The 22,413-nt window shown below is 73.0% G+C and carries 20 protein-coding genes and 2 tRNA genes; 9 read left to right on the plus strand and 13 right to left on the minus strand.

All coding sequences use genetic code 11. The annotated features are described in order from the left end of the window. Positions 1-220: 220 nt before the first annotated feature. From rsrA to BOQ63_RS19385, 4 genes are all read right to left on the minus strand, one after another. Positions 221-679, minus strand: coding sequence for a mycothiol system anti-sigma-R factor (rsrA, locus tag BOQ63_RS19370; protein WP_078867227.1), 459 nt, complete (start codon positions 677-679; stop codon positions 221-223). Next, entirely contained in the window at positions 676-1,581 is a 906-nt protein-coding gene (locus tag BOQ63_RS19375) for a sigma-70 family RNA polymerase sigma factor (protein WP_072654691.1), read from the minus strand. The genes rsrA and BOQ63_RS19375 overlap by 4 nt, the downstream gene beginning before the upstream one ends. 119 nt (positions 1,582-1,700) lie before the next feature. Beyond that, entirely contained in the window at positions 1,701-2,345 is a 645-nt protein-coding gene (locus BOQ63_RS19380) for an alpha/beta hydrolase family protein (RefSeq protein WP_030282262.1), read from the minus strand. Positions 2,346-2,366: 21 nt separating this feature from the next. Next, positions 2,367-3,119, minus strand: a complete 753-nt coding sequence (locus BOQ63_RS19385; protein WP_072654693.1) for an SOS response-associated peptidase — start codon at positions 3,117-3,119, stop codon at positions 2,367-2,369. A 137-nt stretch (positions 3,120-3,256) separates the two neighbouring features. Between BOQ63_RS19385 and BOQ63_RS19390 the strand changes: the two genes are divergently transcribed. From BOQ63_RS19390 to hisN, 5 genes are all read left to right on the plus strand, one after another. Further along, positions 3,257-3,979 (plus strand): M50 family metallopeptidase, encoded by a 723-nt coding sequence (locus tag BOQ63_RS19390; protein WP_030282266.1) that lies wholly within the window; start codon positions 3,257-3,259, stop codon positions 3,977-3,979. A 234-nt stretch (positions 3,980-4,213) separates the two neighbouring features. Next, positions 4,214-5,572, plus strand: a complete 1,359-nt coding sequence (gene aroA, locus BOQ63_RS19395) for a 3-phosphoshikimate 1-carboxyvinyltransferase (protein WP_050366585.1) — start codon at positions 4,214-4,216, stop codon at positions 5,570-5,572. A gap of 15 nt (positions 5,573-5,587) precedes the next feature. Beyond that, on the plus strand, positions 5,588-6,643 hold the full coding sequence (rsgA, locus tag BOQ63_RS19400; protein WP_030282270.1) for a ribosome small subunit-dependent GTPase A: 1,056 nt from the start codon (positions 5,588-5,590) through the stop codon (positions 6,641-6,643). Between the two features lie 119 nt (positions 6,644-6,762). Beyond that, positions 6,763-7,086 carry a DMT family transporter gene (locus BOQ63_RS19405; protein WP_030282272.1) on the plus strand — a complete coding sequence of 108 codons (324 nt, stop codon included), beginning with the start codon at positions 6,763-6,765 and terminating at the stop codon, positions 7,084-7,086. A gap of 50 nt (positions 7,087-7,136) precedes the next feature. Continuing rightward, positions 7,137-7,934: a histidinol-phosphatase gene (gene hisN / locus BOQ63_RS19410; protein ID WP_030282273.1), complete on the plus strand. Its 798-nt coding sequence runs from the start codon at positions 7,137-7,139 to the stop codon at positions 7,932-7,934. 76 nt (positions 7,935-8,010) lie between these two features. Here hisN and BOQ63_RS19415 read toward each other — a convergent pair whose 3' ends face one another. After that, complete coding sequence (locus BOQ63_RS19415) at positions 8,011-9,486, minus strand: catalase (RefSeq protein WP_072654694.1); 1,476 nt, start codon at positions 9,484-9,486, stop codon at positions 8,011-8,013. Between the two features lie 105 nt (positions 9,487-9,591). On the opposite strand from BOQ63_RS19415, the gene BOQ63_RS19420 reads away from it, so the two are divergent. Then, a complete protein-coding gene (locus BOQ63_RS19420; RefSeq protein ID WP_030282277.1) occupies positions 9,592-10,005 on the plus strand; it encodes a Fur family transcriptional regulator in 414 nt (137 codons plus the stop codon). Between the two features lie 100 nt (positions 10,006-10,105). On the opposite strand, the gene BOQ63_RS19425 is transcribed toward BOQ63_RS19420, so the two are convergent. The 4 genes from BOQ63_RS19425 to BOQ63_RS19440 form a co-directional block, all read right to left on the minus strand. Beyond that, a complete protein-coding gene (locus BOQ63_RS19425; protein ID WP_223885979.1) occupies positions 10,106-12,079 on the minus strand; it encodes a tetratricopeptide repeat protein in 1,974 nt (657 codons plus the stop codon). A gap of 371 nt (positions 12,080-12,450) precedes the next feature. Continuing rightward, a tRNA-Met gene (locus BOQ63_RS19430) sits at positions 12,451-12,524 on the minus strand. Between the two features lie 71 nt (positions 12,525-12,595). Next, positions 12,596-12,669: transfer RNA gene (locus BOQ63_RS19435), tRNA-Met, on the minus strand. Between the two features lie 66 nt (positions 12,670-12,735). Further along, complete coding sequence (locus tag BOQ63_RS19440) at positions 12,736-15,735, minus strand: UPF0182 family membrane protein (protein WP_150475995.1); 3,000 nt, start codon at positions 15,733-15,735, stop codon at positions 12,736-12,738. 212 nt (positions 15,736-15,947) lie between these two features. On the opposite strand from BOQ63_RS19440, the gene BOQ63_RS19445 reads away from it, so the two are divergent. Then, a complete protein-coding gene (locus tag BOQ63_RS19445; RefSeq protein ID WP_030282282.1) occupies positions 15,948-16,520 on the plus strand; it encodes a PPA1309 family protein in 573 nt (190 codons plus the stop codon). A gap of 57 nt (positions 16,521-16,577) precedes the next feature. On the opposite strand, the gene BOQ63_RS19450 is transcribed toward BOQ63_RS19445, so the two are convergent. From BOQ63_RS19450 to BOQ63_RS19465, 4 genes are all read right to left on the minus strand, one after another. Further along, positions 16,578-17,690, minus strand: coding sequence for a YlbL family protein (locus BOQ63_RS19450; RefSeq protein ID WP_030282284.1), 1,113 nt, complete (start codon positions 17,688-17,690; stop codon positions 16,578-16,580). Between the two features lie 42 nt (positions 17,691-17,732). Then, positions 17,733-17,906, minus strand: a complete 174-nt coding sequence (locus tag BOQ63_RS19455; protein WP_305953118.1) for a hypothetical protein — start codon at positions 17,904-17,906, stop codon at positions 17,733-17,735. A 377-nt stretch (positions 17,907-18,283) separates the two neighbouring features. After that, the gene (locus BOQ63_RS19460) at positions 18,284-18,724 is read right to left on the minus strand and encodes a molybdenum cofactor biosynthesis protein MoaE (RefSeq protein WP_223885980.1); all 441 of its coding nucleotides are present in this window, start codon (positions 18,722-18,724) and stop codon (positions 18,284-18,286) included. 147 nt (positions 18,725-18,871) lie between these two features. Next, positions 18,872-20,020, minus strand: coding sequence for an NAD-dependent epimerase/dehydratase family protein (locus tag BOQ63_RS19465; protein ID WP_072654697.1), 1,149 nt, complete (start codon positions 20,018-20,020; stop codon positions 18,872-18,874). Positions 20,021-20,219: 199 nt separating this feature from the next. Between BOQ63_RS19465 and BOQ63_RS19470 the strand changes: the two genes are divergently transcribed. Together BOQ63_RS19470 and BOQ63_RS19475 are read left to right on the plus strand one after the other, a co-directional pair. Continuing rightward, positions 20,220-21,752, plus strand: coding sequence for a zinc-dependent metalloprotease (locus BOQ63_RS19470; RefSeq protein WP_030282293.1), 1,533 nt, complete (start codon positions 20,220-20,222; stop codon positions 21,750-21,752). Beyond that, positions 21,749-22,339 carry an NUDIX hydrolase gene (locus BOQ63_RS19475; protein WP_030282295.1) on the plus strand — a complete coding sequence of 197 codons (591 nt, stop codon included), beginning with the start codon at positions 21,749-21,751 and terminating at the stop codon, positions 22,337-22,339. Before BOQ63_RS19470 ends, BOQ63_RS19475 begins: the two co-directional genes overlap by 4 nt. The last annotated feature ends 74 nt before the right edge of the window (positions 22,340-22,413 follow it).

The raw sequence follows: 22,413 nt of genomic DNA on the forward strand, positions 1-22,413 counted from the left end.
CGCCGCCCGGGCACGGGGACGCATGATCGCGCGATGGCGCAGTTGGCGCACCGCCAACTCACTCGAACGAGTGAGGGCGCACGCGAGCAGAACGGGAGCGGCCCCGGGAGCGCACGCCCCCGGGGCCGTCGAACTCCCGGCCGAACCGTTTCGCCCGCGCCGTTTCGCCCGCGCCGTTTCGCCCGCGTTCACCGGCGGACGGTGCGGGCCTCCCGCCGGACTACTCCGCGGGTGCTCCGGCCTCGACCGGCGCGCCAGGGCGCGCGGCCCGCTCCTCGGAGGCGCCGTCCTGAGCCTCGGATGCGCCGCCCTGCGGCGCGGAGGGCGCCCCGTTCTTCTCCGGCTTGGGCGCCGGGCGGGCCGAGTCGGCGTGCAGCTCGACCGAGGACTCCACGGCGACGACCACCTGCTCACCCGAGCGCTGCCCGGCCCGGATCGAGTCGATCCTGGCCAGGACCTTGCCGCGCAGGTCCGCCGGGGTGTCGTCGCAGCCGCAGGAACGCTTGATCAGCGCCTTGATCGCCTGCTCCAGCCCGTACTGCTTCAGGCACGGCGAGCACTCCTCGAAGTGCACGCGCAGCTTGGCGCAGTCGCCCTCGGCCATCTCGTTGTCGAGGAATTCATAGAGGTGGTCGAGGACCTCGCCACACTCGGTTTCGTGCGGATCGCCGCAGCTCATGAGCCCGAGCCCTTCGCTTCCTGCCCTGCCCCGCTGCCGGCCGGGACCAGCCCGCGCTCACGGGCGTAGTCCTCCAGCATGCCGCGCAGCTGCCGGCGGCCGCGGTGCAGCCGGGACATCACCGTACCGATGGGTGTACCCATGATGTCCGCGATCTCCTTGTACGCAAAGCCTTCTACGTCCGCGAGATAGACGGCGATCCGGAACTCCTCCGGGATGGCCTGGAGCGCGTCCTTCACGTCACTGTCGGGGAGGTGGTCGAGCGCCTGGGTCTCGGCCGAGCGCAGACCGGTCGACATGTGCGACTCGGCCCTGGCCAGCTGCCAGTCCTCGATCTCCTCCGCCGCCGTGCGCTGGGGCTCGCGCTGCTTCTTGCGGTACGAGTTGATGAACGTGTTGGTGAGGATGCGGTACAGCCAGGCCTTGAGGTTCGTGCCCTCACGGAACTGGTGGAAGGACGCGTACGCCTTGGCGAACGCCTCCTGGAGCAGGTCCTCCGCGTCCGCGGGGTTGCGCGTCATGCGCAGCGCCGCAGAGTACATCGGGTCGAGGTACCCCAGGGCGTCGCGCTCGAAGCGCCCCCGCCGGGCCTCCTCGGACTCCTCCGCCGACACCCGGAAGGTGTCCTCACCGATCGCCTCGGCCAGCTCCTCACCGGTGAGCGCCTCGCCCGCAGGCAGGGCCTCGTCCGGGCCACGGCCCGGATCGGCCTCGTGCTCGGTCCCGACGACCGGACCCACCTCCTCGGCATGACGGGCACGGCCCACGGCGGGCCGCCCAGAAATGGAGGATATCGGGCTGACGGGCTTCTCGCCCGCGTCAATCCACTCCGGCCAGGAGGGGGCGAACGCCGCGGTGGCCTCGCGCTCCTCAGGCCGTTCGGGGCACGCGATCGAACCCATCTGCCCTGCCTCTCACCGCTCACTCGTGCTGACGGACACGACAACCACCCCGCCCCCGCCCGCATTCCCGCCCCGGCCCACCATTCACTCGCACGAGTGAGCGAGCGGAAACGCCCTGCTCACAGCCCCACCAGCCCCAGCACCCAGTCCCCCACCGCCGAGCAGATCATCCCCAGCAGCTCGTCCTGCCCCACCGCCGCCCGCTTGGGCACCTCGAAACCGTGGTTCCCGTACGGCAGCCCCACCAGCACGTGCCCCTCCGGCAGCTCCGGGAACTCCTCCGGCCCGCCGAACGGATCCGCCGCGCCCTGCACCACCAGCGTCGGCAACCCCGACTCCAGCAGCTCCTCCGCCCGGCTCCTCTCCGGCTTGCCCGGCGGGTGCAGCGGGAACGCCAGCGCCACCACCCCCACCGCGCCGCTCGCCGCGCCCGTCCGGCACGCCACCCGCGCCCCGGCGCTGCGCCCGCCGACCACCAGCGGCAGCCCCTGCCCGGCCAGCCGCTCCGCGACCGGCCGCCAGCCGAGGTCCAGCGTCCTCGGCGCCGGGCCCAGCTTCTTCCCCGCCACCCGCCAGGGCTGCTCGACCAGCGCCACCGTGATCCCGCGCTCCGGCAGCCGCCCGGCCAGCGCCACCAGGTCCCGCGCCCCGATCCCGCCTCCCGCGCCGTGCCCCAGCGCCAGCACCGCCTTCGCGGCGTCCGCCCGGTGGTAGGTGATCCGGGCGTCCCCGGCCTCCGTGGCGACGAGTTCGGACGTGGTCATCTCAGCGGCTCCCGAAGACGTTCAGAACAGTGTGGTCTCGTACTCGGCCTCGACCCACGGCTCCTTGAGCTCCGGGCCGTTGTTACGGATGCTGCCCACCGCCGGCGACACCGGCGTGGCCAGCAGCGCCCCCGGCGGCGGCGGTACCAGCAGGCGGCGCAGCCCGTCCGGGTCGTCCAGCCCCGGATCCAGCCACTCGCCCCAGGACTCCCGGTGCAGGAACAGCGGCATCCGCCCGTGGATCGGCGCCAGCGCCTCCTCGGCGTCCGTGGTGACGATCGTGAAGGTCACCAGCCAGGCCTGCGGGTCCCCCGGCGGCACCGCCCGGTTGCGCCAGAACTCGTACAGCCCGGCCAGCGCCAGCGGGCCGCCGTCCGCCCGGGAGACGAAGAACGGCTTCTTGCGCGCCTTCCCCCGCTCGCCCGGCACCGTCTGCCACTCGTAGTACCCGTCCACCGGCAGGATGCACCGGCGCGAGGAGAAGGCCTGCCGGTAGGCGGGCTTCTCGTGCACCGTGTCCGACCGCGCGTTGATCATCTTCACCGCCGTCTCGGCGGAGTTCGACCACTGCGGCACCAGCCCCCAGCGCAGCGCCCGCAACTGCCGCACCGGCCGCGCCGCGCCCTTCGCCAGCCGCTCCAGCACCACGAAGGCGCTGTTGGTCGGCGCCACGTTCCAGTTCGGCTCCAGGGACTCCTCCGGATCCCAGAACTCCACGTCGAACAGCTCGACGAGGTCCTCGGGCTTGCTGCTGGCTGCGAACCGACCGCACATGCGGGCCAGCTTGCCATGCCGCCCGCCCTCACCACTTCCTCATCCACGGACCAGAACCGCCGCTCCCGCCCGCCCGTCCCCGCATGGGAGGCTGCCCCGAACGGCCCAACGCAGCGAACGGAGGCGCAGACCCCCCGATGAACCCGAACAACCAGAACCTCGGCGAACTGTGGGACCGGGTCACCGGCACCCAGGCCGCCCCGCCCGGCTGGCTCGTCCTCGCCACCGGCTGCGCCGCCCTGCTCACCGTCCTCGCCCGGCCCCTGTGGCACGTCGCCCGCAACGCCGTCACCATCGCCCACGAGGGCGGCCACGGCCTCGCCGCGCTCGTCACCGGCCGCAAGCTCGCCGGCATCCGGCTGCACTCCGACACCTCCGGCCTCACCCTCTCCTACGGCCGCCCCACCGGCCCCGGCATGGTCCTCACCGCCGCCGCCGGCTACACCGCCCCCGCCCTGCTCGGCCTCGGCTGCGCCGCCCTGCTCGCCGCCGACCGGATCACCCTGCTGCTGTGGCTGGCCATCGCCCTGCTGCTGGCCCTGCTCATCCGCATCCGCAACGCCTTCGGCCTGTTCACCGTCCTGATCGCCGGTGGCGCCTTCTTCCTGGTCTCCTGGTTCGGCAGCGCCCAGGTCCAGGCCGGCTTCGCCTACCTCGGCTGCTGGTTCCTGCTCTTCGGGGCGGTGCGCCCGGTCCTGGAACTCCAGCACCAGCGCCGCATCGGCTGGGCCCGCGACTCCGACGCCGACCAGCTCGCCCGGCTCACCCACGTCCCCGCTCTGGCCTGGGTCACCGTCTTCCTGCTGATCGCCCTCGCCTGCCTCGCCCTCGGCGCCAGCTGGCTGCTCCAGCCCCTCTGATCCGCCCCGGGCACCGACCGTCGGCACCGGGTCAGGAGCGGCCCGGAGGCGAGCGGGCGAGTCCCCGCCCCGAGCCGAAGGGCCGCGCCGGTGCCGAAAGGGAGGAGCGACAAGCGAGGAACGAGCGCCGGAGCGACGAGCGCCGGCACCGGGTCCGGAGCGGCCCGGAGGCGAGCGGGCGAGTCAACAGTCCAGAATCCGGACCGTTCCGGTACGGCCCCTAGACTGGCCCCCATGACCGAGACCCCGTGGCCCGCCCCCGTCGCCACCGCCCCCGTCGACGCCACCGTCACCATCCCCGGCTCCAAGTCGGTCACCAACCGGGCCCTGGTGCTGGCGGCCCTCGCCGACGGGCCCGGCTGGGTGCGCCGCCCGCTGCGCAGCCGCGACTCCCAGCTGATGGCCGACGGCCTGCGCGCCCTCGGGGTCACCATCGAGGAGAAGGTCAACAACGACTCCGGCGGCACCGGCGGCGGCGAGGCCTGGCGGGTCATCCCCGCCCCCGTGCTGCGTGGTCCCGCCAACGTCGACGTGGGCAACGCCGGCACGGTGATGCGCTTCCTGCCCCCGCTCGCCGCCCTCGCCGACGGCCCGGTCCACTTCGACGGCGACCCGCGCAGCCACGAGCGCCCCCAGCACGGTGTGATCAACGCCCTGCGCGCGCTTGGCGCCCGGATCGAGGACGGCGGTCGCGGCAGCTTCCCGCTCACCGTCCACGGCACCGGCGGCCTCGACGGCGGCCCGGTCGAGCTGGACGCCTCGTCCTCGTCCCAGTTCGTCTCCGCCCTGCTGCTCTCCGGCGCCCGCTACAACCACGGCGTGGAGGTCCGGCACGTCGGTGGGCCCGTCCCGTCGCTGCCGCACATCCGGATGACCGTCGAGATGCTGCGCCTGGCAGGCGCCCAGGTCGACGCCCCCGAGGACGGCGGCGAGAAGGACGTCTGGCGGGTCACCCCCGGCGCCCTGCTCGGCCGCGACCTGGTGGTCGAGCCCGACCTGTCCAACGCCGCCCCGTTCTTCGCCGCCGCTCTGGTCACCGGCGGCCGGGTGACCGTGCGCGACTGGCCCAAGCACACCAGCCAGCCCGGCGACCAGCTGCGCGACCTCTACACCCGGATGGGCGGCGCCTGCGAGTTCACCGACGAGGGCCTGCAGTTCACCGGCACCGGCCGGATCCACGGCATCGAGGCCGACCTGCACGACGTCGGCGAGCTCACCCCGGTGATCGCCGCCGTCGCCGCCCTCGCCGACTCCGAGTCCCACCTGTACGGCATCGCCCACCTGCGCATGCACGAGACCGACCGGCTCGCCGCCCTCGCCAAGGAGATCAACGACCTGGGCGGCGACGTCAGCGAGACCGAGGACGGTCTGCGGATCCGCCCGCGCCCGCTGCGCGGCGGCGTCTTCCACACCTACGAGGACCACCGCCTGGCCACCGCCGCCGCGGTGCTCGGCCTCGCCGTGCCCGGCGTCGGGGTGGAGAACGTGGCCACCACCGCCAAGACCCTGCCCGACTTCCCCAAGATGTGGGCGGAGCTGCTCGGCGAAGGCGTCGACGGCGGCGGCGACGGCGGAGCGGCGACGGACGCCTGAGCGGAGACTGGAGCCATGCGCCGCTACGGCAAGGACGCCGACGAGGACGACATCCGCAACCGCCCCGCCCGCCGGGGCTCCCGGCCGCGGACCCGGATCCGGCCCAAGCACGAGGACGCCGAGGGGGCGATGGTGCTGACCGTCGACCGCGGCCGGATCACCTGCCTGGTCGACCCGGGGACCAAGCAGGAGCGCCAGGTCGTCGCCATGAAGGCCCGCGAGCTGGGCCGCAAGGGCGTCGTCGTCGGCGACGTGGTCAACCTGGTCGGCGACCTCTCCGGGGACACCGACACCCTCGCCCGGATCGTCCGGGTCGAGGAGCGCAGCTCCGTGCTGCGGCGCACCGCGGACGACGACGACCCGTACGAGCGGATCGTCGTCGCCAACGCCGACCAGCTGGCCATCGTCACCGCCCTGGCCGACCCGGAGCCCCGCCCCCGGCTGATCGACCGCTGCCTGGTCGCCGCCTACGACGCGGGCATGGAACCGCTGCTGGTGCTCACCAAGTCCGACCTCGCCCCGGCCGAACCGCTGCTGGAGTCGTACGCCCCGCTCGGCATCAACTACGTCGTCACCCGCCGGGACGAACTGGAGACCGTCGGCGCCGAGGCCGTCCGCGAGCACCTGCGCGGACTGTCCACGGTGTTCATCGGCCACTCCGGCGTCGGCAAGACCACCCTGGTCAACGCCCTCGTCCCGGACCGCCGGCGGCAGACCGGCCACGTCAACGCCGTCACCGGCCGCGGCCGGCACACCACCGTCTCCGCCCTCGCCCTGCGACTGCCCCCGCCGCCCGGCGCCAAGCCCGGTTCCCGCAAGGCGCTCGACACCGGCTGGGTGATCGACACGCCCGGCTTCCGTTCCTTCGGCCTCTCCCACATCGACCCGTCCCGGGTCATCCACGCCTTCCCCGACCTGGAGCCCGGCACCGTGGACTGCCCGCGCGCGTGCAGCCACGACGAGCCGGACTGCGCCCTGGACGCCTGGGTCGCCGACGGCCACGCCGAGGCCGCCCGGCTCTACTCGCTGCGCCGCCTGCTGTCCAGCAAGGAGGCCCGCGAGGGCGACTGACGGCTCTGCCGTCCCTCGGGTCGGTGGCCCGTTCGAGGTGTCGGACGGGCTCTCCCTGGCGATCATAGGAAAGTCGGGCCGGGCACGGCCCGTCCGTCGATCGACAGGGAGGGCACGCGATGGCATGGGCCCTGGTGGTCCTGGCCGGCCTGCTGGAGACCGGCTTCGCGATCAACCTCAAGCTCAGCGAGGGGTTCACCAGGCTCTGGCCCACCATCAGCTTCTGCGTGTTCGCGCTCGGCAGCTTCGGGCTGCTCACCCTCTCGCTGAAGAGCCTGCCGGTCGGCCCCGCCTACGCGGTGTGGACGGGCATCGGCGCGGCCGGCACCGCGGTCTACGGCATGGTCTTCCTGGACGAGACCACCTCGGTGCTCAAGCTGGTCTCCATCTCCCTGGTGATCGCCGGCGTGATCGGCCTCCAGCTCAGCGGCACGGCCCACTGAGCCTGCTCGCCCACTGAGACGGGCCCCCGCACTGAGCTAGGGTTTCCGACATGGCCGACTACCACGACGATCTCCGACTCGCCCACGTCCTCGCCGACTCGGCCGACTCGGTCACCCTGGAGCGCTTCCGCGCCCTCGACCTGAAGATCGAGACCAAGCCGGACCTGACGCCGGTCAGCGACGCCGACAAGGCCGCCGAGGAGCTGGTGCGCAGCGTGCTCCAGCGCGCCCGGCCGCGCGACGCCGTCCTCGGCGAGGAGTTCGGCCTGCAGGGCTCCGGCCCTCGCCGCTGGGTGATCGACCCGATCGACGGCACCAAGAACTACATCCGCGGCGTCCCGGTCTGGGCCACCCTGATCGCCCTGCTGGAGGACGGCCCGGACGGCGTCGAGCGCCCGGTGGTCGGCATCGTCTCGGCTCCGGCGCTGCAGCGCCGCTGGTGGGCGGCCGAGGGCCTGGGCGCGTACGCGGGCCGCAGCCTCGCCAAGGCCTCCCGGATCCACGTCTCCGGCGTCTCCCGGATCGAGGACGCCTCCTTCTCGTACTCCTCCCTCACCGGCTGGGAGGACCGCGGCCGCCTCGACCCGTTCCTGGACCTCACCCGCGCCTGCTGGCGCACCCGCGCGTACGGGGACTTCTGGTCCTACATGATGGTCGCCGAGGGCGCCGTGGACATCGCCGCCGAGCCCGAGCTGTCGCTGTGGGACATGGCCGCGCCCTGCATCGTGGTGGAGGAGGCCGGCGGCCGCTTCACCGGCCTGGACGGCATCCCCGGCCCCGGCGGTGCGGACGCGGTCGCCAGCAACGGTCTGCTGCACGAGGAGACCCTGCGGCGCCTCTCCGTCTGAGCCCCCGACGCACATGGTTGCGGGCCCCTCGACCAGTGGGAGCTGGTCGAGGGGCCCGCCGCCCTCCCGGTCCGCCCTACTGCTTGCGCAGCTCCCGGACCGCCGCGTCCAGCCGCTGCCCGTAGTCGGCGTCGGCCTTGCGGAAGTTGTCGATCGCGCGCTCCACGATGTCCTCGCGGTCGGCCGAGACCTTGGCGATGAAGCCCGCCAGGTTGGCGATCAGGCGCTGCTTCTCCTCCTCGGTGTACAGCCGGTACAGGTTGCCGGCCTGCACGAAGTCGTCGTCCTCGGCGTGCGAGGGCGTCGCGTGGTTACCGGTGTACCCGTCGACCGCGGTCGCGGCCCACAGCGGACGGCCGGTCTGCACCGGGCCGCCGAAGCTGTTCGGCTCGTAGTTCTTCTGCCGCCCGTGCCGGCCGTCGTACAGGTAGCCGTCGCGGCTGTTGGTGCGGGCCTCGGTGGCGTGCGGGCGGTTGACCGGCAGGTGGTCGGCGTTGATGCCGACCCGGTAGCGGTGGGCGTCGGCGTAGGCGAACAGGCGGCCCTGGAGCATCTTGTCCGGGGACGGGCCGATGCCGGGCACGAAGTTCGCCGGGGTGAACACCGACTGCTCGACCTCGGCGAAGACGTTGTCGGGGTTGCGGTTGAGCTCCAGCCGGCCGATCTCGATCGGCGGGTAGTCGGCGTGCGGCCAGACCTTGGTCAGGTCGAAGGGGTTGAAGCGGTAGGTGGCCGCGTCGGCCGCCGGCATGATCTGGACCTGCACCGTCCAGCTGGGGAACTCGCCTCGCTCGATCGCCTGGCGCAGCTCGCGCTGGTGGCTGTCCGGGTCCTCGCCGGCGAGCCGGTTGGCCTCGGCCTGGGTGAGGTTGCGGATGCCCTGGTCGGTCTTGAAGTGGTACTTGACCCAGAAGTGCTCGCCGGCCTCGTTCTGCCACTGGTAGGTGTGCGAGCCGAAGCCGTCCATGTGCCGGTAGCTGGCCGGGATGCCGCGGTCGCCGAACAGCCAGGTCACCTGGTGGGTGGCCTCGGGCGACAGGCCCCAGAAGTCCCAGACGTTGTCGGCCTCCTGCGAGCCGGTGTACGGGTCGCGCTTCTGGGTGTGGATGAAGTCCGGGAACTTGACGGCGTCCCTGATGAAGAACACCGGGGTGTTGTTGCCGACGAGGTCGTAGTTGCCCTCCTCGGTGTAGAACTTCAGCGCGAAGCCGCGCGGGTCGCGCACCGCGTCGGCCGCGCCGAGGTTGCCGGCCACGGTGGAGAAGCGCAGGAAGACCTCGGTCTGCTTGCCGACCCGGGACAGGAAGGCCGCGCGGGTCCAGGGGGTCACGTCGGCGGTCACCGTGAAGGTCCCGTACGCGCCGGCGCCGCGGGCGTGCACCACGCGCTCCGGGATCCGCTCGCGGTTGAAGTGCGCGAGCTTCTCGAACAGCAGCTGGTCCTGGATCAGGACCGGGCCGCCGACACCCGCGGTCTCGGTGTTCTGGTTGTCGGCGACGGGGGCGCCGGCCGCCGTGGTGAGGGTCGGGCGCAGCTCGTCCTGCGTGGTCATAACGGGGTGCCTCCGAGGGGTCCGGTCGTGATGACACGATCCTAACTTGGACTTCGTCTAAGTCAACACTGGCACCAATCTCGGAGCGTGACTTATTCTGGTCCCATGAGCGATCTGCTGGAGAGACTGCGCGGACGCGGCTGGCGGCTGACCTCACAGCGCCGGGTGGTGGCCGAGGTCCTCGACGGCGAGCACGTCCACCTCACCGCGGACGAGGTGCACGCCCGCGCCGCCGGCCGCCTGCCCGAGATCAGCCGCGCGACCGTCTACAACACGCTCGGCGAACTGGTCGCCCTCGGCGAGGTGCTGGAGGTCGCCACGGACGGCCGCGCCAAGCGCTACGACCCCAACGCCCACCGCGCCCACCAGCACCTGGTCTGCTCCGGGTGCGGCGCGATCCGCGACGTCCATCCCCACGGCGACCCGCTCGCGGCGCTGCCCGCCGCCGAACGCTTCGGCTTCGCCGTCGCCACCGCCGAGGTCACCTACCGCGGCCTGTGCCCCGACTGCCGGCCCTGACCCCTCGGCCGCCCGGCCGCCGACCACCCGACCGCCGGGCCGTGACCCACCGGCCGCAAGGCTGCCGCCCCCTCGAAGCCGTACCGGGGTACGGGTTCGGCTACGCGCTCAGCTCCGCGTGCAGCGCGCCCAGCAGCCGCCCCGCCCGCTCCGCGACCTCGGCCGGCCCGTAGTCGATCGCCCGCCGGCACCAGTTCTCTGCCTGCACCGGCTCGCCCCGACGCAGCGCCAGCAGCGCCAGGCGCAGCGCCGCCCGCCCGTGCCCGGCGTCGGCGGCCCGGGTGTACCAGAGCATCGCCTCCGCCTCGCTGTCCTGCCGGGCCAGCAGCAGCCCCAGGTTGAACGCGGCGCTGCGGCTGCCCGCCTCGGCGGCCCGCCGGTACCAGCTCTCGGCGATCTCCAGCGCCCCGCGCTCGGCCGCCCTGACACCCATCCGCACCTGCGCCCGCCGGTGCCCGGCGTCGGCCGCCAGCGCGTACCAGTGCTCGGCCTCCGCGTCCGCGTCCCCACGCCGGTCCAGCACCGAGGCCAGCCGGAACGCACCCTCCGCCGAACCGCCCGCCGCCGCCTGCCGGTAGCGCTCCAGGGCGCCCGCCAGGTTGCCGCGCTGCTCCTGGGCGACCGCCAGCTGCAGCGCCGCCTCGCCGTGGCCCTCGGCGGCCGCCCTCGCGTACCACTCCTGGGCCTGCCGCGCCTCGCCGCGTCCGGCGTGCAGCACGCCCAGGTTGAAGGCGCCGTCCACGCTGCCGGCCTCGGCGGCCTTGGAGAACCACGGCTCGGCGCCGGACTCGTCGCCGCGCTGCAGCAGCACCACGGCCAGCGCGTTGCAGGCCTCCGGGTGCCCGGCGTACGCGGCCCGGCGGTACCACTGCTCGGCCTGCTGGTCGCGTCCGGTGCCGGCGCAGAGCAGGCCGAGGTTGAAGGCACCGTTCTGGTCGCCCGCGTCGAGGGCGGTGCGGTACCAGTGCTCGGCCTCCTTGGCCTCGCCGCGGCTCGCGTGCAGCGCGCCGAGCGCGTTGGCGGCGTTGCCGTCGCCGGCCTCCGCGGCCTCCTGCCACCACTCGGCGGCCGCGGCGATGTCGCCGGAGTCGCGCAGCAGGAAGCCGAGCGCGCAGGCCGCGCGCGGCTCGCCGTTCTGCGCGGACTGCCGGTACCAGCGGGCCGCCTCCTCCAGCAGCGACCGGTCCGTGCGGGCGCGCTCCTCCAGCAGCACGCCCAGGCGCAGCGCGGCGCGGGCGTGGCTGCGGGCCGCTGCGGTGCGGTACCAGGCCTCGGCGGTCTCCTTGTCCCCGGCGGCCTCGCGCATCCGGGCCAGCCGGTAGGCGGCCTCCCGGTGCCCGGCATCGGCGGACACCTTGAACCAGCGCTCGGCCCGCACGTCGCGCCGGTGCTCCATCAGGTCGCCGAGCGCGTAGGCGCCCAGCGGGTGGCCGTGGTCGGCGGCGAAGTGCAGCCAGTACTCGGCGGCCTCCTCCTCCCCCTGGTCGCGCAGCTGGAGCCCGAGCGCGTGCGCGGCGGGGGCGCTGCCCGCCACCGCCGCCTGGCGCCACCACTGGCCGGCCTCCGCGCGGTGGCCCTGCTGGTGCAGCAGGACGCCCAGGTTGTTGGCGGCGGCCCGCAGCCCGGCGGCCGCGGCGGCGCGCAGGTAGGGCTCGGCGTCCTCCAGGTCGCCGCGGCGCAGCAGCAGGGTGCCGAGCCGGCCGGCGGCCTCCGGGTCGCCGTCGTCGGCGGCCTGCCGGTGCCGGGCCTCCAGGGCGGCGGACTCCCGGGCGGCCAGCGCGGTCTCGAAGCTGGTCGGGTCCAGCCCGGCCGGGTCCAGCGCGGCGCCGGAGGGCGCTTCCTCACCACCCGCGCCGTACGGGCCGACGGCGGCGGAGAACTGACGGGTGGACACGTGAACGAGGCTGTCGGGCCCGAAACCGCCGGCCGCGGGGCGCTCGGACAGTCCGCTGGTGCGCTGGGCGGGCAGGGCCCCGGGGCGGTTGTCGGGGCTCTCAGCGCTCTCCGCCCAGGCGTCGGTGTCCGCCTCGACGGCCGCACCCGACTTGGTGCCCGACTTGCCGATCAGCCTCATGCCGACTCCCGCTCCCCCAGAGTGTCGCGGCATCGTGCCCCGGCCGACGGCCGGGGGGACTTCTCCCAGGAGAGGCGCCGGACCCGACGGCCCATCAGCGGCCGTGCACCGTCCCCCGTGTGTCCCATCGTCGCATCACCCGCTACCCGCGTACACCTGCCTCGGCCGAATTCGGGCGGGGCAGCCCTGAAGCCGACGGAATTGCTTCGGCGCTTTGTCGATTTCCCGACACTTCCACCCCACAAACCCCGGTGCCGCCCCCGTTGGCGACGGTCGATAGTACCGGAGCGGTTCCCACCGCTTCCGGACGGAAACATCGCGGGAAACGTCAGAGGCCCGGAGGAATGATCCTCCGGGCCTCTGACACTGTGTAGCGGGGACAGGATTTGAACCTGCGACCTCTGGGTTATGAGCCCAGCGAGCTACCGAGCTGCTCCACCCCGCGTCGGTGATAGAACAATAGCACGAAAACGACAGTGGCCCGGAGGAATGATCCTCCGGGCCACTGTCACTGTGTAGCGGGGACAGGATTTGAACCTGCGACCTCTGGGTTATGAGCCCAGCGAGCTACCGAGCTGCTCCACCCCGCGTCGGTGAAAGAACCGTAGCACGGACACGGGGTGGAACCAAAAACGGTCACCGCAGCTCAGCGGGGACTACGGGTGCGGGCTGGGCGCCCCCGACCCGGTCGGCGCGGCCGTCGGCACCGGCGCCGGGCTGCCGCCGCGGGCCGCGTCGGCCGCCTTCAGGGCGTCCCCGAGCGCCTTCTGGGCGTTGCCGTAGGCCACCCAGTCGCCGTTCTTGAACGCGGTCTGGCTGTCGTTGTACGCCTTCTCCGCGTCCGACAGCGCCTTCTGCAGCTCCGGCGAGATCGTCCCGCCCGGCGCCGGGGTGCCCGGACCGGTCGGCGTCGGAGTCGGCGTCCCCGGGGCCGGCGTGGTGCCGCCGCCCGGCGTCGTGCCGCCACCCGGGGCCGTCCCGCCGCCCGGGCTGGACGGTGCCACCGGCGTGGCCGGCGGGGCCTGCCCGGCGAACAGCTTCTTGAGCGCGTCCTCGAGGGTGTTCTCGAACGCCACGTTGTCGTCCCCGTACACCGCGAGGACCTTCTGCAGCGTCGGGTACTTGGCGCCGCGCCCGCGCACGTACACCGGCTCGACGTTCAGCAGCCCGCCGCCGACCGGCAGGGTCAGCAGGTTGCCGTACTCCAGCTCGGTGTCCCCGCCGGTCTTCAGCGCGTAGATCTGCGAGGCCACCTCCTGGCGGGAGTTGAACTTCGACTGCACCAAGCCGGGGCCGGGGGCCCCGCTCTCGCCCGTCATCTTCAGGATGCGGATCTTCCCGTAGTCGTCGCCCGGATCCGCGTTGACGGACATGAAGGCCGCCAGGTTGGGCCGCTGGTTGGGCACGAAGGTGCTGGTCAGCGAGAAGCTCGCGGCGGCGGCGTCCGGTGTGCGCACCGTCACGTAGTACGGCGGCTGGACCTGCTTGGTGTCGCTGGTCGGGTCCACCGGGACCTGCCAGATGTCGCTGCCGTTGAAGAAGGAGTTGGCGTCGGTCACGTGGTACTGGCCGAGCAGGTCGCGCTGCACCTTGAACATGTCCTGCGGGTAGCGCAGGTGCGGCAGCAGCGACGCCGGGATGTCCGCCTTCGGCTCGACCGTGCCCGGGAAGGCCTTCATCCAGGTCTTCAGCACCGGGTCCTTCTCGTCCCACTGGTAGAGCTTCACCTCGCCGGTGTAGGCGTCCACCGTGGCCTTGACCGAGTTGCGGATGTAGTTGACCTGGTTGGCGACGGTCAGCAGCTCACCGCGCTGGTTGGTCAGCGAGTCCTTGGTCGCGGTGCCCAGCGTCGTCTTCGACGAGAACGGGAAGCCGTCGGAGGTGGTGTAGCCGTCCACCACCCACACCACGTGGCCGTCCTGCACCACCGGGTACGGGTCGGCGTCGATCGACAGCCACGGCGCGACCTTCTCCACCCGCTCCTTCGGCGTCCGGTTGTAGATCACCTTGGCGCCGTCGGTGATCGCCCCCGCGTACAGGATCTGCGGCTCGGCGAAGCGCACCGCGTACGCGGCCCGGGTGACCGGGTTGTCCAGCGAGACACCGCTGTCACCGGCGTACGTGTACTCCACGTTCTGGCCGGTCTTGACGTCGGTGTAGTCGATCTCCTTGTTCGAGCCCCCGACGATCGAGTACGTCGTCGTCTTCTCGCCGTAGTAGATCCGCTGCTGGTAGTCGCCCAGCGCACCGGTGGTCGGCAGGCCGGACTCGGTGAACACCGGGCCGCCCTTGTCGTCGACCTGGTTGCCCTTGGCGACCGCCGCGCCGTAGCCGTGGGTGTACTTGAAGTGGTCGTTGATCCAGTTGCGCTGCACCCCGTTGAGGTCCAGCTCGCGCAGGCCGATCACGGTGTCCTGCTTGTCCGCGCCGGTGCCGTAGCGGTCCACCGACAACGTGCTCGGGAACGCGTAGTAGTTGCGCTGCTGCTCCAGCGACTGGAACGTCTGCGAGACGATGTTCGGGTCCAGCAGCCGCACGTCCGCGACGGTCTGCGCGTCCGGCTTCAGCGCGTCACCCGTGGTCGAGCCCTGCGGGCTGTACGGGGTGGTCTTCGCGTCCGCGATCCCGTACGCCTGCCGCGTCGCGTCGATGTTCTTCTGGATGTACGGCGTCTCCTTGGCCTGCTCGTTCGGCTTGACCTGGAACTGCTGCACGATCGCCGGGTACAGGCCGCCGATCAGCACCGCCGACAGCACCATCAGCCCCAGCCCGATCAGGGCCGGCGCCCAGGTGCGGCGGATCGGCGTCAGGAAGAACAGCACCGCGCAGATGATCGCGACGAAGAACAGGATCGTCTTGGCCGGCAGGAACGCGTTGGCGTCCACGTAGCGCAGGCCCGTCCAGCCCGACACCCCCTTGTAGGAGCCGGTCTTCACCGCCAGCGCGTACCGGTCCAACCAGTACGCCACCGCCTTCAGCAGCACGAACACGCCCAGCAGCACCGCCAGGTGCCCCTGCGCGCCCGCGCTCGCCCGACGGCCCGGACCCTGCAGCCGCAGCCCCCCGTACAGGTAGTGCACCAGCGCCGAGGTCAGCAGCGAGACGATCACCGCGCTGAACGCGAAGCCCAGCACGAACTCGTAGAACGGCAGGTCGAAGGCGTAGAACGAGACGTCCATGCCGAACTGGGCGTCCTTCTCGCCGAAGGGCGTCGCGTTCGTCCACATCAGCCAGGTCCGCCACTGGCCCGACGCCGCCGCGCCCGCCACCAGGCCGATCACCAGCGAGACGCCGATCAGCGCCCAGCGCTTGAACGGTGCCAGCCCCGCCCGGTAGCGGTCCAGGCTCTGCTGCTCCACCGACATCGCCGACAGCGGCGGCCGCAGCCGGTGCGCCAGCCAGATGTTGAAGCCGACGATCACCGCCATCAGCAGGCCGAACACCGCGAACAGCCCGATCTTCGTCCACAGCTGGGTGGTGAAGACCGAGGAGTAGTGGACCGACCTGAACCACAGCCAGTCCGTCCAGAACCCGGCGAACATGACGAACAGCAGGAACAGCACCGCGAGTACGCCCAGGGTCAGCAGGGCCACCCGCGCCCGCCGGGAAGGCGGGCCCACCCTCCGCCGGAAACCCGGCCCTGAGCGTTCCGGCATCTGGAATACCACGGTGGCACCTCAGCTGTGTCGTCTGGAATCGGTCGGTCGTCAGAGAAACTTAACCAGGCTTTGGTCGAGTTCCCACCGTTAGCAGACGGTTACTACGCCGCCCCCACCGCCCCCGTCCCCGCGCCCTCCCGCGTTCCCTCCCGCCCTCTCCCCCGGCCGCTCCGGCGAGCGCCCACCGCCCGGCGTGTGAGGATTGAGTCATGTCCGACGCGTCTGATCTGAACAACTCCCCCGACGACGTCTCCAAGCTCCCCGCCGCCACCCCGCTCACCCGGGCCGCGCTGGAGATCGACGAGTACGCCGCCACCCTCGGCTGGGACCTCCCGGCCCGACTGTTCGCCCTGGTGGACAGCGCCGCCCTGCGCAAGGCCGACCCCCGGATCGCCAAGCAGCTCGGCCTCTCCGACGGCGACGAGCCCGGCCTCACCCCGGTCGAGCAGGAAGAGATCCCGGCCGGCACCGAACTCGACAAGTTCCTCGGCACCATCGCCTGGCCCGACGCTGTGGCCGGCTGCGCCCTGGTCGTCGAGCGGCTGATGCTGCCGCCGGGCGCCGAGCAGTCCCGCCCCCGCGGCGCCTCCGACGCCCAGCTCGCCGAGTGGGTCGCCAACCACCCCAAGCGCGAGGAGGTGCGGATCACCGCCGCCGTGCTGCGCGACGGCCGGAAGGAGATCGCCCTGCGGCTGCGTTCCAAGGACGTCGCCCGCGAGGTGCTGACCGGCCCGGACCTGGTGCCCGGCCTGACCGACGCGCTGCTGGCGACCTTCTCCTGAGCCCTCGCCCGGCGGTCTCACCCGACGCCCTTGCCTGACGGGTCTTGCCCGACGGTCTTACTCGGGGCAGGACGGCAGCGCGGAGGTCTGCCCGGAGCGGATCTGCTCCAGCGACTTCAGCGCGCCGTCCAGGGTGTCCGTCTTGATCAGGGTCAGCCCGGACGGCACATTCTTGGTGGCCTCGGCGCAGTTCGAGGACGGGGTGAAGAAGTACTGGGCCCCGGCGTCCCGGGCGGCGATCAGCTTCATCGATATCCCGCCGATCGGGCCGACCTTGCCGTCGTCGTCGATGGTGCCGGTGCCGGCCACGAACTTGCCGCCGGTGAGGTCGCCGCCGGGGGTGAGCTTGTCGACGATGCCGAGCGAGAACATCAGCCCGGCGCTGGGGCCGCCGACGTCCTGCAGGCCGATGTCGATCTGGAACGGGTAGGTGTGCCGGATCCCGGTGCCGATGCCGACCACGGCGAGCTCGGCCCGCTCGGCCGGGGCCTTCGGGTCGAGGTCCTTGGCCCGCACGGTCGGGACGGTGACGTCCGTCTTCGCGCCCGGGGTGGCCGAGCCGTTGCCGGAGGTGTCCTTGACGCGCGGCACCACGGTGAAGACCACCGACTCGCCGGGCTTGTGCTTGGTGACGGCGGCGACCACCTGGTCGACCGAGTCGACGGCGGCGCCGTCCACCGCGACGATCTGGTCCCCCGCGTGCAGCCGGCCCTCGGCCGGGGCGCCCGCGGTGACCGACTTGACGATCAGTTCGTTGCCGACCGGGACGCCCAGCTGCTTGAGCGCGGCGGTGCGGGCGCTGTCCTCGGAGGAGGCGAACTCCTCGGCGTTCTGCTTCTTGGCGTCCGCGTCGGACTGGCCCTTGGGGTAGACGTTGTCGTGCGGCACCACCAGCACGTCGTCGCGCATCCAGCCGATCACCGCGTTGACCAGGCTGGGCTCGTACTTCGCCCCGGTCACCTGCACCGTGGTCATGTTGAGGTGCCCGGAGGCCCGGTACGAGTCGTGACCGGTGATGGTGATCACCGGCTTGCCCCCCTGCTCGCCGAGCGTGTTGTACGTCGGGCCCGGGCTCATCTCCGTGTACGGCACCTTCATCAGCACCGAGACGCAGAGCAGCGCTATGAGCAGCAGGGTGGCAGCGAGCATCGTCGCGGAGCGGCGTGGCATGCCACGACAGTACGGGACGCGGGTGACGCGGCGCCCGCCGGGCTACCGACCGGAGTGCTCCCCCGGCGCGGAGGTGCCGGCCGTGGTGCGTTCCATCGCGGCCATGAAGCGCCGGTGCTCGGCGAGGGAGGCCGGGTCCCCCGTCGCCTTCGGGGCCCGCTGGGCCCAGCTCGCCCAGGCGGCGGCGACCAGGACGGCGACAACCGGAATGATCAACCAGGCGAGCGCACCCATATCAGTACTCCCAGCTCGTCGTGTCTATGAGCAGATTAACCACTCCGGCGGACAACTCGACCGGCGCCGTCCGGGTTACGGGACGGCCGATCGGCTCACTTCCATGGAGTATTCGGCCCACCGCACCGGACCCGTTCGGGTGAGACCGCGGCGCGCCTGACCCGGGGGACGCGCTCCGTGTGCGGCCGGTTCCGCCGCACGCGGTCGGGACCGGCGCCCGGAGGCAGCGCGGCGGAGGCCGCCGGGCGAGGGCCGTCGGGCAAGGGCCGTCGGGTGCGGGGTACCTGGCGCGGGATGCCGGGGTGCGGGATGCCCGGCGCGCAATGCCGGGATGCCGGGGTGCGGGGTGCGGGTGGCGGTCAGCAGCCGCCGGCGCCGACCCACTCCTCCTCGCCGTCGGCGAAGACCTGGTGCTTCCAGATCGGCACCTCGTGCTTGAGGTCGTCGATCAGCCGGCGGGCGGCTGCGAAGGCCTCCCCGCGGTGCGCGCAGGAGACGGCGACGATCACGGCCTTGTCGGTGATCTCCAGCCGGCCCACCCGGTGCACCGCCGCGAGCGCCTTGACCGGGAAGTCGGCGACGACCTTCTCGGCGATCCGGCGCATCTCATCCTCGGCCGTGGGGTGGCAGCTGTACTCCAGCGCGGAGACCGACTTGCCGCCGTCGTGGTCCCGGACCGTTCCGACGAAGACGGTGGTGCCGCCGGCCGCGTCGTCGCCGACCGCCTCGTACACCTCGTCCAGGGAGAGCGGGGCCTCACGGATGGCGAGCAGGCGGATGGGGTCGTGGTTCTCGGACATGACTCCATGATTCCCCATCCGGGTCCGCCCCCGGCAAGGGGCTTCCGCATCACGATTGCGAAATTTCGCATCGTGAGAATCCAGGCGGCCCGTTCGATGCCCGGCCGTTCGTCACCGCTCGTCCGGCCCGCCCGGGAGTCCCTCGGATCAGAAGCGTCGCCGTTTGCGGGCCCGGCGCACCAGCGCCGCCGTACCGACCAGCGCCACCGTCGCCCCGGCCGCCCCCAGACTGGTCGCCGCCTCCTTGCCGCCCAGCCGTCGCCCCGCCACCGCGTGCTTGCCGGACACCTGCGCCAGCAGCTCCGCCAGCACCTGCTCGTTGGTGAACTCCGGCCGCCAGCCCGCCTCGTGCAGCCGGCTGCCGGACACCACCCACGGGTACATGGTGTACGCCAGGTCCCCCGCCGGGGCCGGGGTCAGGCCCAGCCGGTGCAGGCGGGCCGCCGTCCCGAGCGCCAGCGCGGCCGGCAGCTCCATCCGCCGGATCCCCGACAGCCGCTCCACGTCCTCCTGCTCCAGCCAGCCGTCGCAGCCGACCGTCACCTCGCCCTCGACCAGGCCCAGCGCCGCGTACTCCAACGCCGCCGCCAGGTCCTCCACGTGGCAGAACTGCCAGCACGGGCGGGAACCGGCCACCACCAGCAGCCTGGGCGCCTCGAAGTGCCGGGTCAGCACGGTGTCCACCCCGGGACCCACCACCACCGCCGGGCGCAGCACCGTCACCTGCAGGCCGGGGTGGGCCCGCGGCGCCCGCCGGGCCAGGCGCTCGATCTCCAGCAGGTCCCCGACCAGCGAGGCCTCCTCCGTCGCCCGCAGCTCGGAGTCCTCGGCCAGCGGCACCTCGTTGTCGGCCAGCGCGCCGTAGACCATCGCGGAGGTGCAGAGCACCACCCGGTGCACCCCGGCGGCCGCGGCCGCGGTCAGCACCGTCTGGGCGCCGCGCACGTTGTAGGCGCTGCGGGCCCGCGGATCGGACTCCATGCCGAAGTCCATCGCCAGGTGCACCACCACGTCGACCCCGGCCAGCCGCTCGGCGACCGCCGGATCCCGCACGTCCAGCACCCGCCACTGCACGCCCGCGACCTCACCGCGCCGGTCGTCCACCGCCAGCACCCTGCGCACGTGGGGCGAGGCCACCAGCCGGGCCGCGACCCGCTCGCCCAGCACCCCCGCCGCGCCGGTGACGGCCACGGTCAACGGCCGCCCGCCGTAGGCTGGAGGCGGCGACACCGTGGTGTCCGGGTCGTCCTCTCCTGCGGTCAGCCCAGAGCGAACGTCCGAGGGCGGGGAACTCACCGGCCATCCTCCACGGTTAGCTTATGTGCGTACGGACGTGTGTCACGTACGTCCATCCTGCCCGAGGCGAAGGCCCGGCGGTGCACCCGGCGCGGGCCTTGCGTGCGGGAGCCGCCCACGAGTCCCCCGCTCCACCGGACCCCCGGGCGGCAGCACTTCCCGCCACACCCGCATGACGGCCGACCGGATCGAGGACCCCGTGAGCGACCTTCCCTTCGGATTCGGCGTTCCGCCCGAGGAGCCCGAGGACGGCAAGGCCAAGCCCGACGACGCGCAGAAGAAGGAGCAGGGCCAGGAAGGCAGCGGCGGCCCCCAGCCGTTCGGCTTCGGAGCCGGCAACCCCTTCGGCGCGATGTTCGGCATGCCCGGCGCCCCGGGCGGCCCCGGCGGCGCCGGAGCCGACAACCCCTTCGGCGCGATGTTCGGCGGCCTGAACCCCGGTGACCTCGGCGCCGCGTTCCAGCAGCTCGGACAGATGCTCTCCTTCGAGGGCGGCCCGGTGAACTGGGAACTCGCCCAGAACATCGCCCGGCAGACCGTCGTCGCCGAACCCGCCGAGGGCAAGAGCAAGGACCGCTCGGTCGGCGCCGCCGAGCGCGCCGCCGTCGAGGAGGCCGTGCGCCTGGCCGACCTGTGGCTCGACGGCGTCACCGAGTTCCCCTCCGGCGCCGGCACCGCCGTCGCCTGGAGCCGCGCCGAGTGGATCGAGGCCACCCTCCCGGTCTGGAAGGACCTCGTCGACCCCGTCGCCGAGCGCGTCGGCACCGCCATGGGCGGCGTCCTTCCCGAGGAGATGCAGGCCATGGCCGGCCCGCTGATGGGCATGATGCGCTCCATGGGCGGCGCCATGTTCGGCACCCAGATCGGCCAGGCGCTCGGCGCCCTGGCCGGCGAGGTCGTCGGCTCCACCGACGTCGGCCTGCCGCTCGCCCCGGCCGGCAAGGCCGCCCTGCTGCCGCAGAACGTCGCCGAGTTCGGCGAGGGCCTGAACGTGCCCGCCGAGGAGGTCCGGCTCTACCTCGCCCTGCGCGAGGCCGCCCACCAGCGGCTCTTCGCCCACGTGCCGTGGCTGCGGGCCCACCTGCTCGGCGCCGTCGAGGCCTACGCCCGCGGCATCAAGGTCGACACCTCCCGCATGGAGGAACTCGCCGGCCAGCTCGACCCGAGCAACCCGGAGGCCCTCCAGGAGGCCCTCGCCGGAGGCCTGCTCCAGCCCGAGGACACTCCCGAGCAGAAGGCCGCGCTCGCCCGCCTGGAGACCGCCCTCGCGCTGGTCGAGGGCTGGGTCGACGCCGTCGTCCACGCCGCTGCCGAACCCCACCTGCCGCAGGCCGGCGCGCTGCGCGAGACCGTTCGCCGCCGCCGCGCCGCCGGCGGGCCCGCCGAGCAGACCTTCGCCACCCTGGTCGGCCTGGAACTGCGCCCGCGCCGGCTGCGCGACGCCGCCCGGCTGTGGGCACTGCTCGCCGACGCCCGCGGCATCGAGGGCCGCGACGCCCTCTGGCAGCACCCCGACATGCTGCCCACCGCCGCCGACCTGGACGACCCGGACGCCTTCGTGCACCGCGGCAGCGGCGACCTGGAGGGCGGCTTCGACTTCGACGCCCTCGACAAGCTGCTCGGCGAGGCCGCGGCCGGCAAGCCCGACCTCACCAAGGACGAGCGGCCGAAGGGCGATGCGCCGGGGACCGACCAGGACGGCACCGACGGGAAGGGCGAGCCCACCGCATGACGGCCACCGGGACGGGCACGACGTCCACCCTGCACGCGGACGCCGTCCGCACCCTGACCGACTGGCGGCCCGCCGACCAGGACCAGGAACAGCTGCGGCTCGACTACCTCGCGCACCTCGCCGAACAACCCGAGGGCGTGTACCGGTCCTGCCTGCCCGCCCACCTCACGGCGAGCGCGGCCGTCATCGACCCGGCGGCGGGGCGGGTGCTGCTCACCCTGCACCCCAAGGTCGGCATGTGGCTGCAGATGGGCGGGCACTGCGAGCCCGGCGACGCCGACCTCGCCTCCGCCGCGCTGCGCGAGGCCGTCGAGGAGTCCGGCATCCCCGACCTCACCCTGCTGCGGGAGAACGGTGCCCCCGTCCCCGCCAAGCTGGACCGCCACCAGGTCCGCTGCACCGGCAAGGACCGGCCGGAGAACACCCACCTGGACGTCCAGTACATCGCGCTGGCCCCGGCCGGGGCGCAGGCGCTGATCAGCGAGGAGTCGCTGGACCTGCGCTGGTTCGACTTCGACCGGCTGCCGGAACTCACCGACCACTCGGTGCGCGACCTGGTCGCCCGGGCACGGCGGCTGACCGCCTGACCGACTGAGGTGAAGCGCGCCAAGGGGGCGCGGGCCGATGAGCCCGCGCCCCCTTTTCGGTCAGTCTTCCTCAA

Origin of the sequence: Streptomyces viridifaciens (assembly GCF_001888885.2) — a bacterium.
Lineage (GTDB): Bacteria > Actinomycetota > Actinomycetes > Streptomycetales > Streptomycetaceae > Kitasatospora > Kitasatospora aureofaciens.

Excerpts from the sequence above, each read along its gene's own strand:
- BOQ63_RS19450 (WP_030282284.1), bottom strand. The coding sequence starts at position 17,690 with ATGCCACGCCGCTCCGCGACGATGCTCGCTGCCACCCTGCTGCTCATA.
- rsrA (WP_078867227.1), bottom strand. The coding sequence starts at position 679 with ATGAGCTGCGGCGATCCGCACGAAACCGAGTGTGGCGAGGTCCTCGAC.
- BOQ63_RS19405 (WP_030282272.1), top strand. The coding sequence starts at position 6,763 with ATGGCATGGGCCCTGGTGGTCCTGGCCGGCCTGCTGGAGACCGGCTTC.
- BOQ63_RS19385 (WP_072654693.1), bottom strand. The coding sequence starts at position 3,119 with ATGTGCGGTCGGTTCGCAGCCAGCAGCAAGCCCGAGGACCTCGTCGAG.
- BOQ63_RS19425 (WP_223885979.1), bottom strand. The coding sequence starts at position 12,079 with ATGAGGCTGATCGGCAAGTCGGGCACCAAGTCGGGTGCGGCCGTCGAG.
- BOQ63_RS19445 (WP_030282282.1), top strand. The coding sequence starts at position 15,948 with ATGTCCGACGCGTCTGATCTGAACAACTCCCCCGACGACGTCTCCAAG.
- hisN (WP_030282273.1), top strand. The coding sequence starts at position 7,137 with ATGGCCGACTACCACGACGATCTCCGACTCGCCCACGTCCTCGCCGAC.
- BOQ63_RS19375 (WP_072654691.1), bottom strand. The coding sequence starts at position 1,581 with ATGGGTTCGATCGCGTGCCCCGAACGGCCTGAGGAGCGCGAGGCCACC.
- rsgA (WP_030282270.1), top strand. The coding sequence starts at position 5,588 with ATGCGCCGCTACGGCAAGGACGCCGACGAGGACGACATCCGCAACCGC.
- BOQ63_RS19420 (WP_030282277.1), top strand. The coding sequence starts at position 9,592 with ATGAGCGATCTGCTGGAGAGACTGCGCGGACGCGGCTGGCGGCTGACC.
- BOQ63_RS19440 (WP_150475995.1), bottom strand. The coding sequence starts at position 15,735 with ATGCCGGAACGCTCAGGGCCGGGTTTCCGGCGGAGGGTGGGCCCGCCT.
- BOQ63_RS19475 (WP_030282295.1), top strand. The coding sequence starts at position 21,749 with ATGACGGCCACCGGGACGGGCACGACGTCCACCCTGCACGCGGACGCC.
- BOQ63_RS19415 (WP_072654694.1), bottom strand. The coding sequence starts at position 9,486 with ATGACCACGCAGGACGAGCTGCGCCCGACCCTCACCACGGCGGCCGGC.
- BOQ63_RS19380 (WP_030282262.1), bottom strand. The coding sequence starts at position 2,345 with ATGACCACGTCCGAACTCGTCGCCACGGAGGCCGGGGACGCCCGGATC.
- aroA (WP_050366585.1), top strand. The coding sequence starts at position 4,214 with ATGACCGAGACCCCGTGGCCCGCCCCCGTCGCCACCGCCCCCGTCGAC.
- BOQ63_RS19460 (WP_223885980.1), bottom strand. The coding sequence starts at position 18,724 with ATGTCCGAGAACCACGACCCCATCCGCCTGCTCGCCATCCGTGAGGCC.
- BOQ63_RS19390 (WP_030282266.1), top strand. The coding sequence starts at position 3,257 with ATGAACCCGAACAACCAGAACCTCGGCGAACTGTGGGACCGGGTCACC.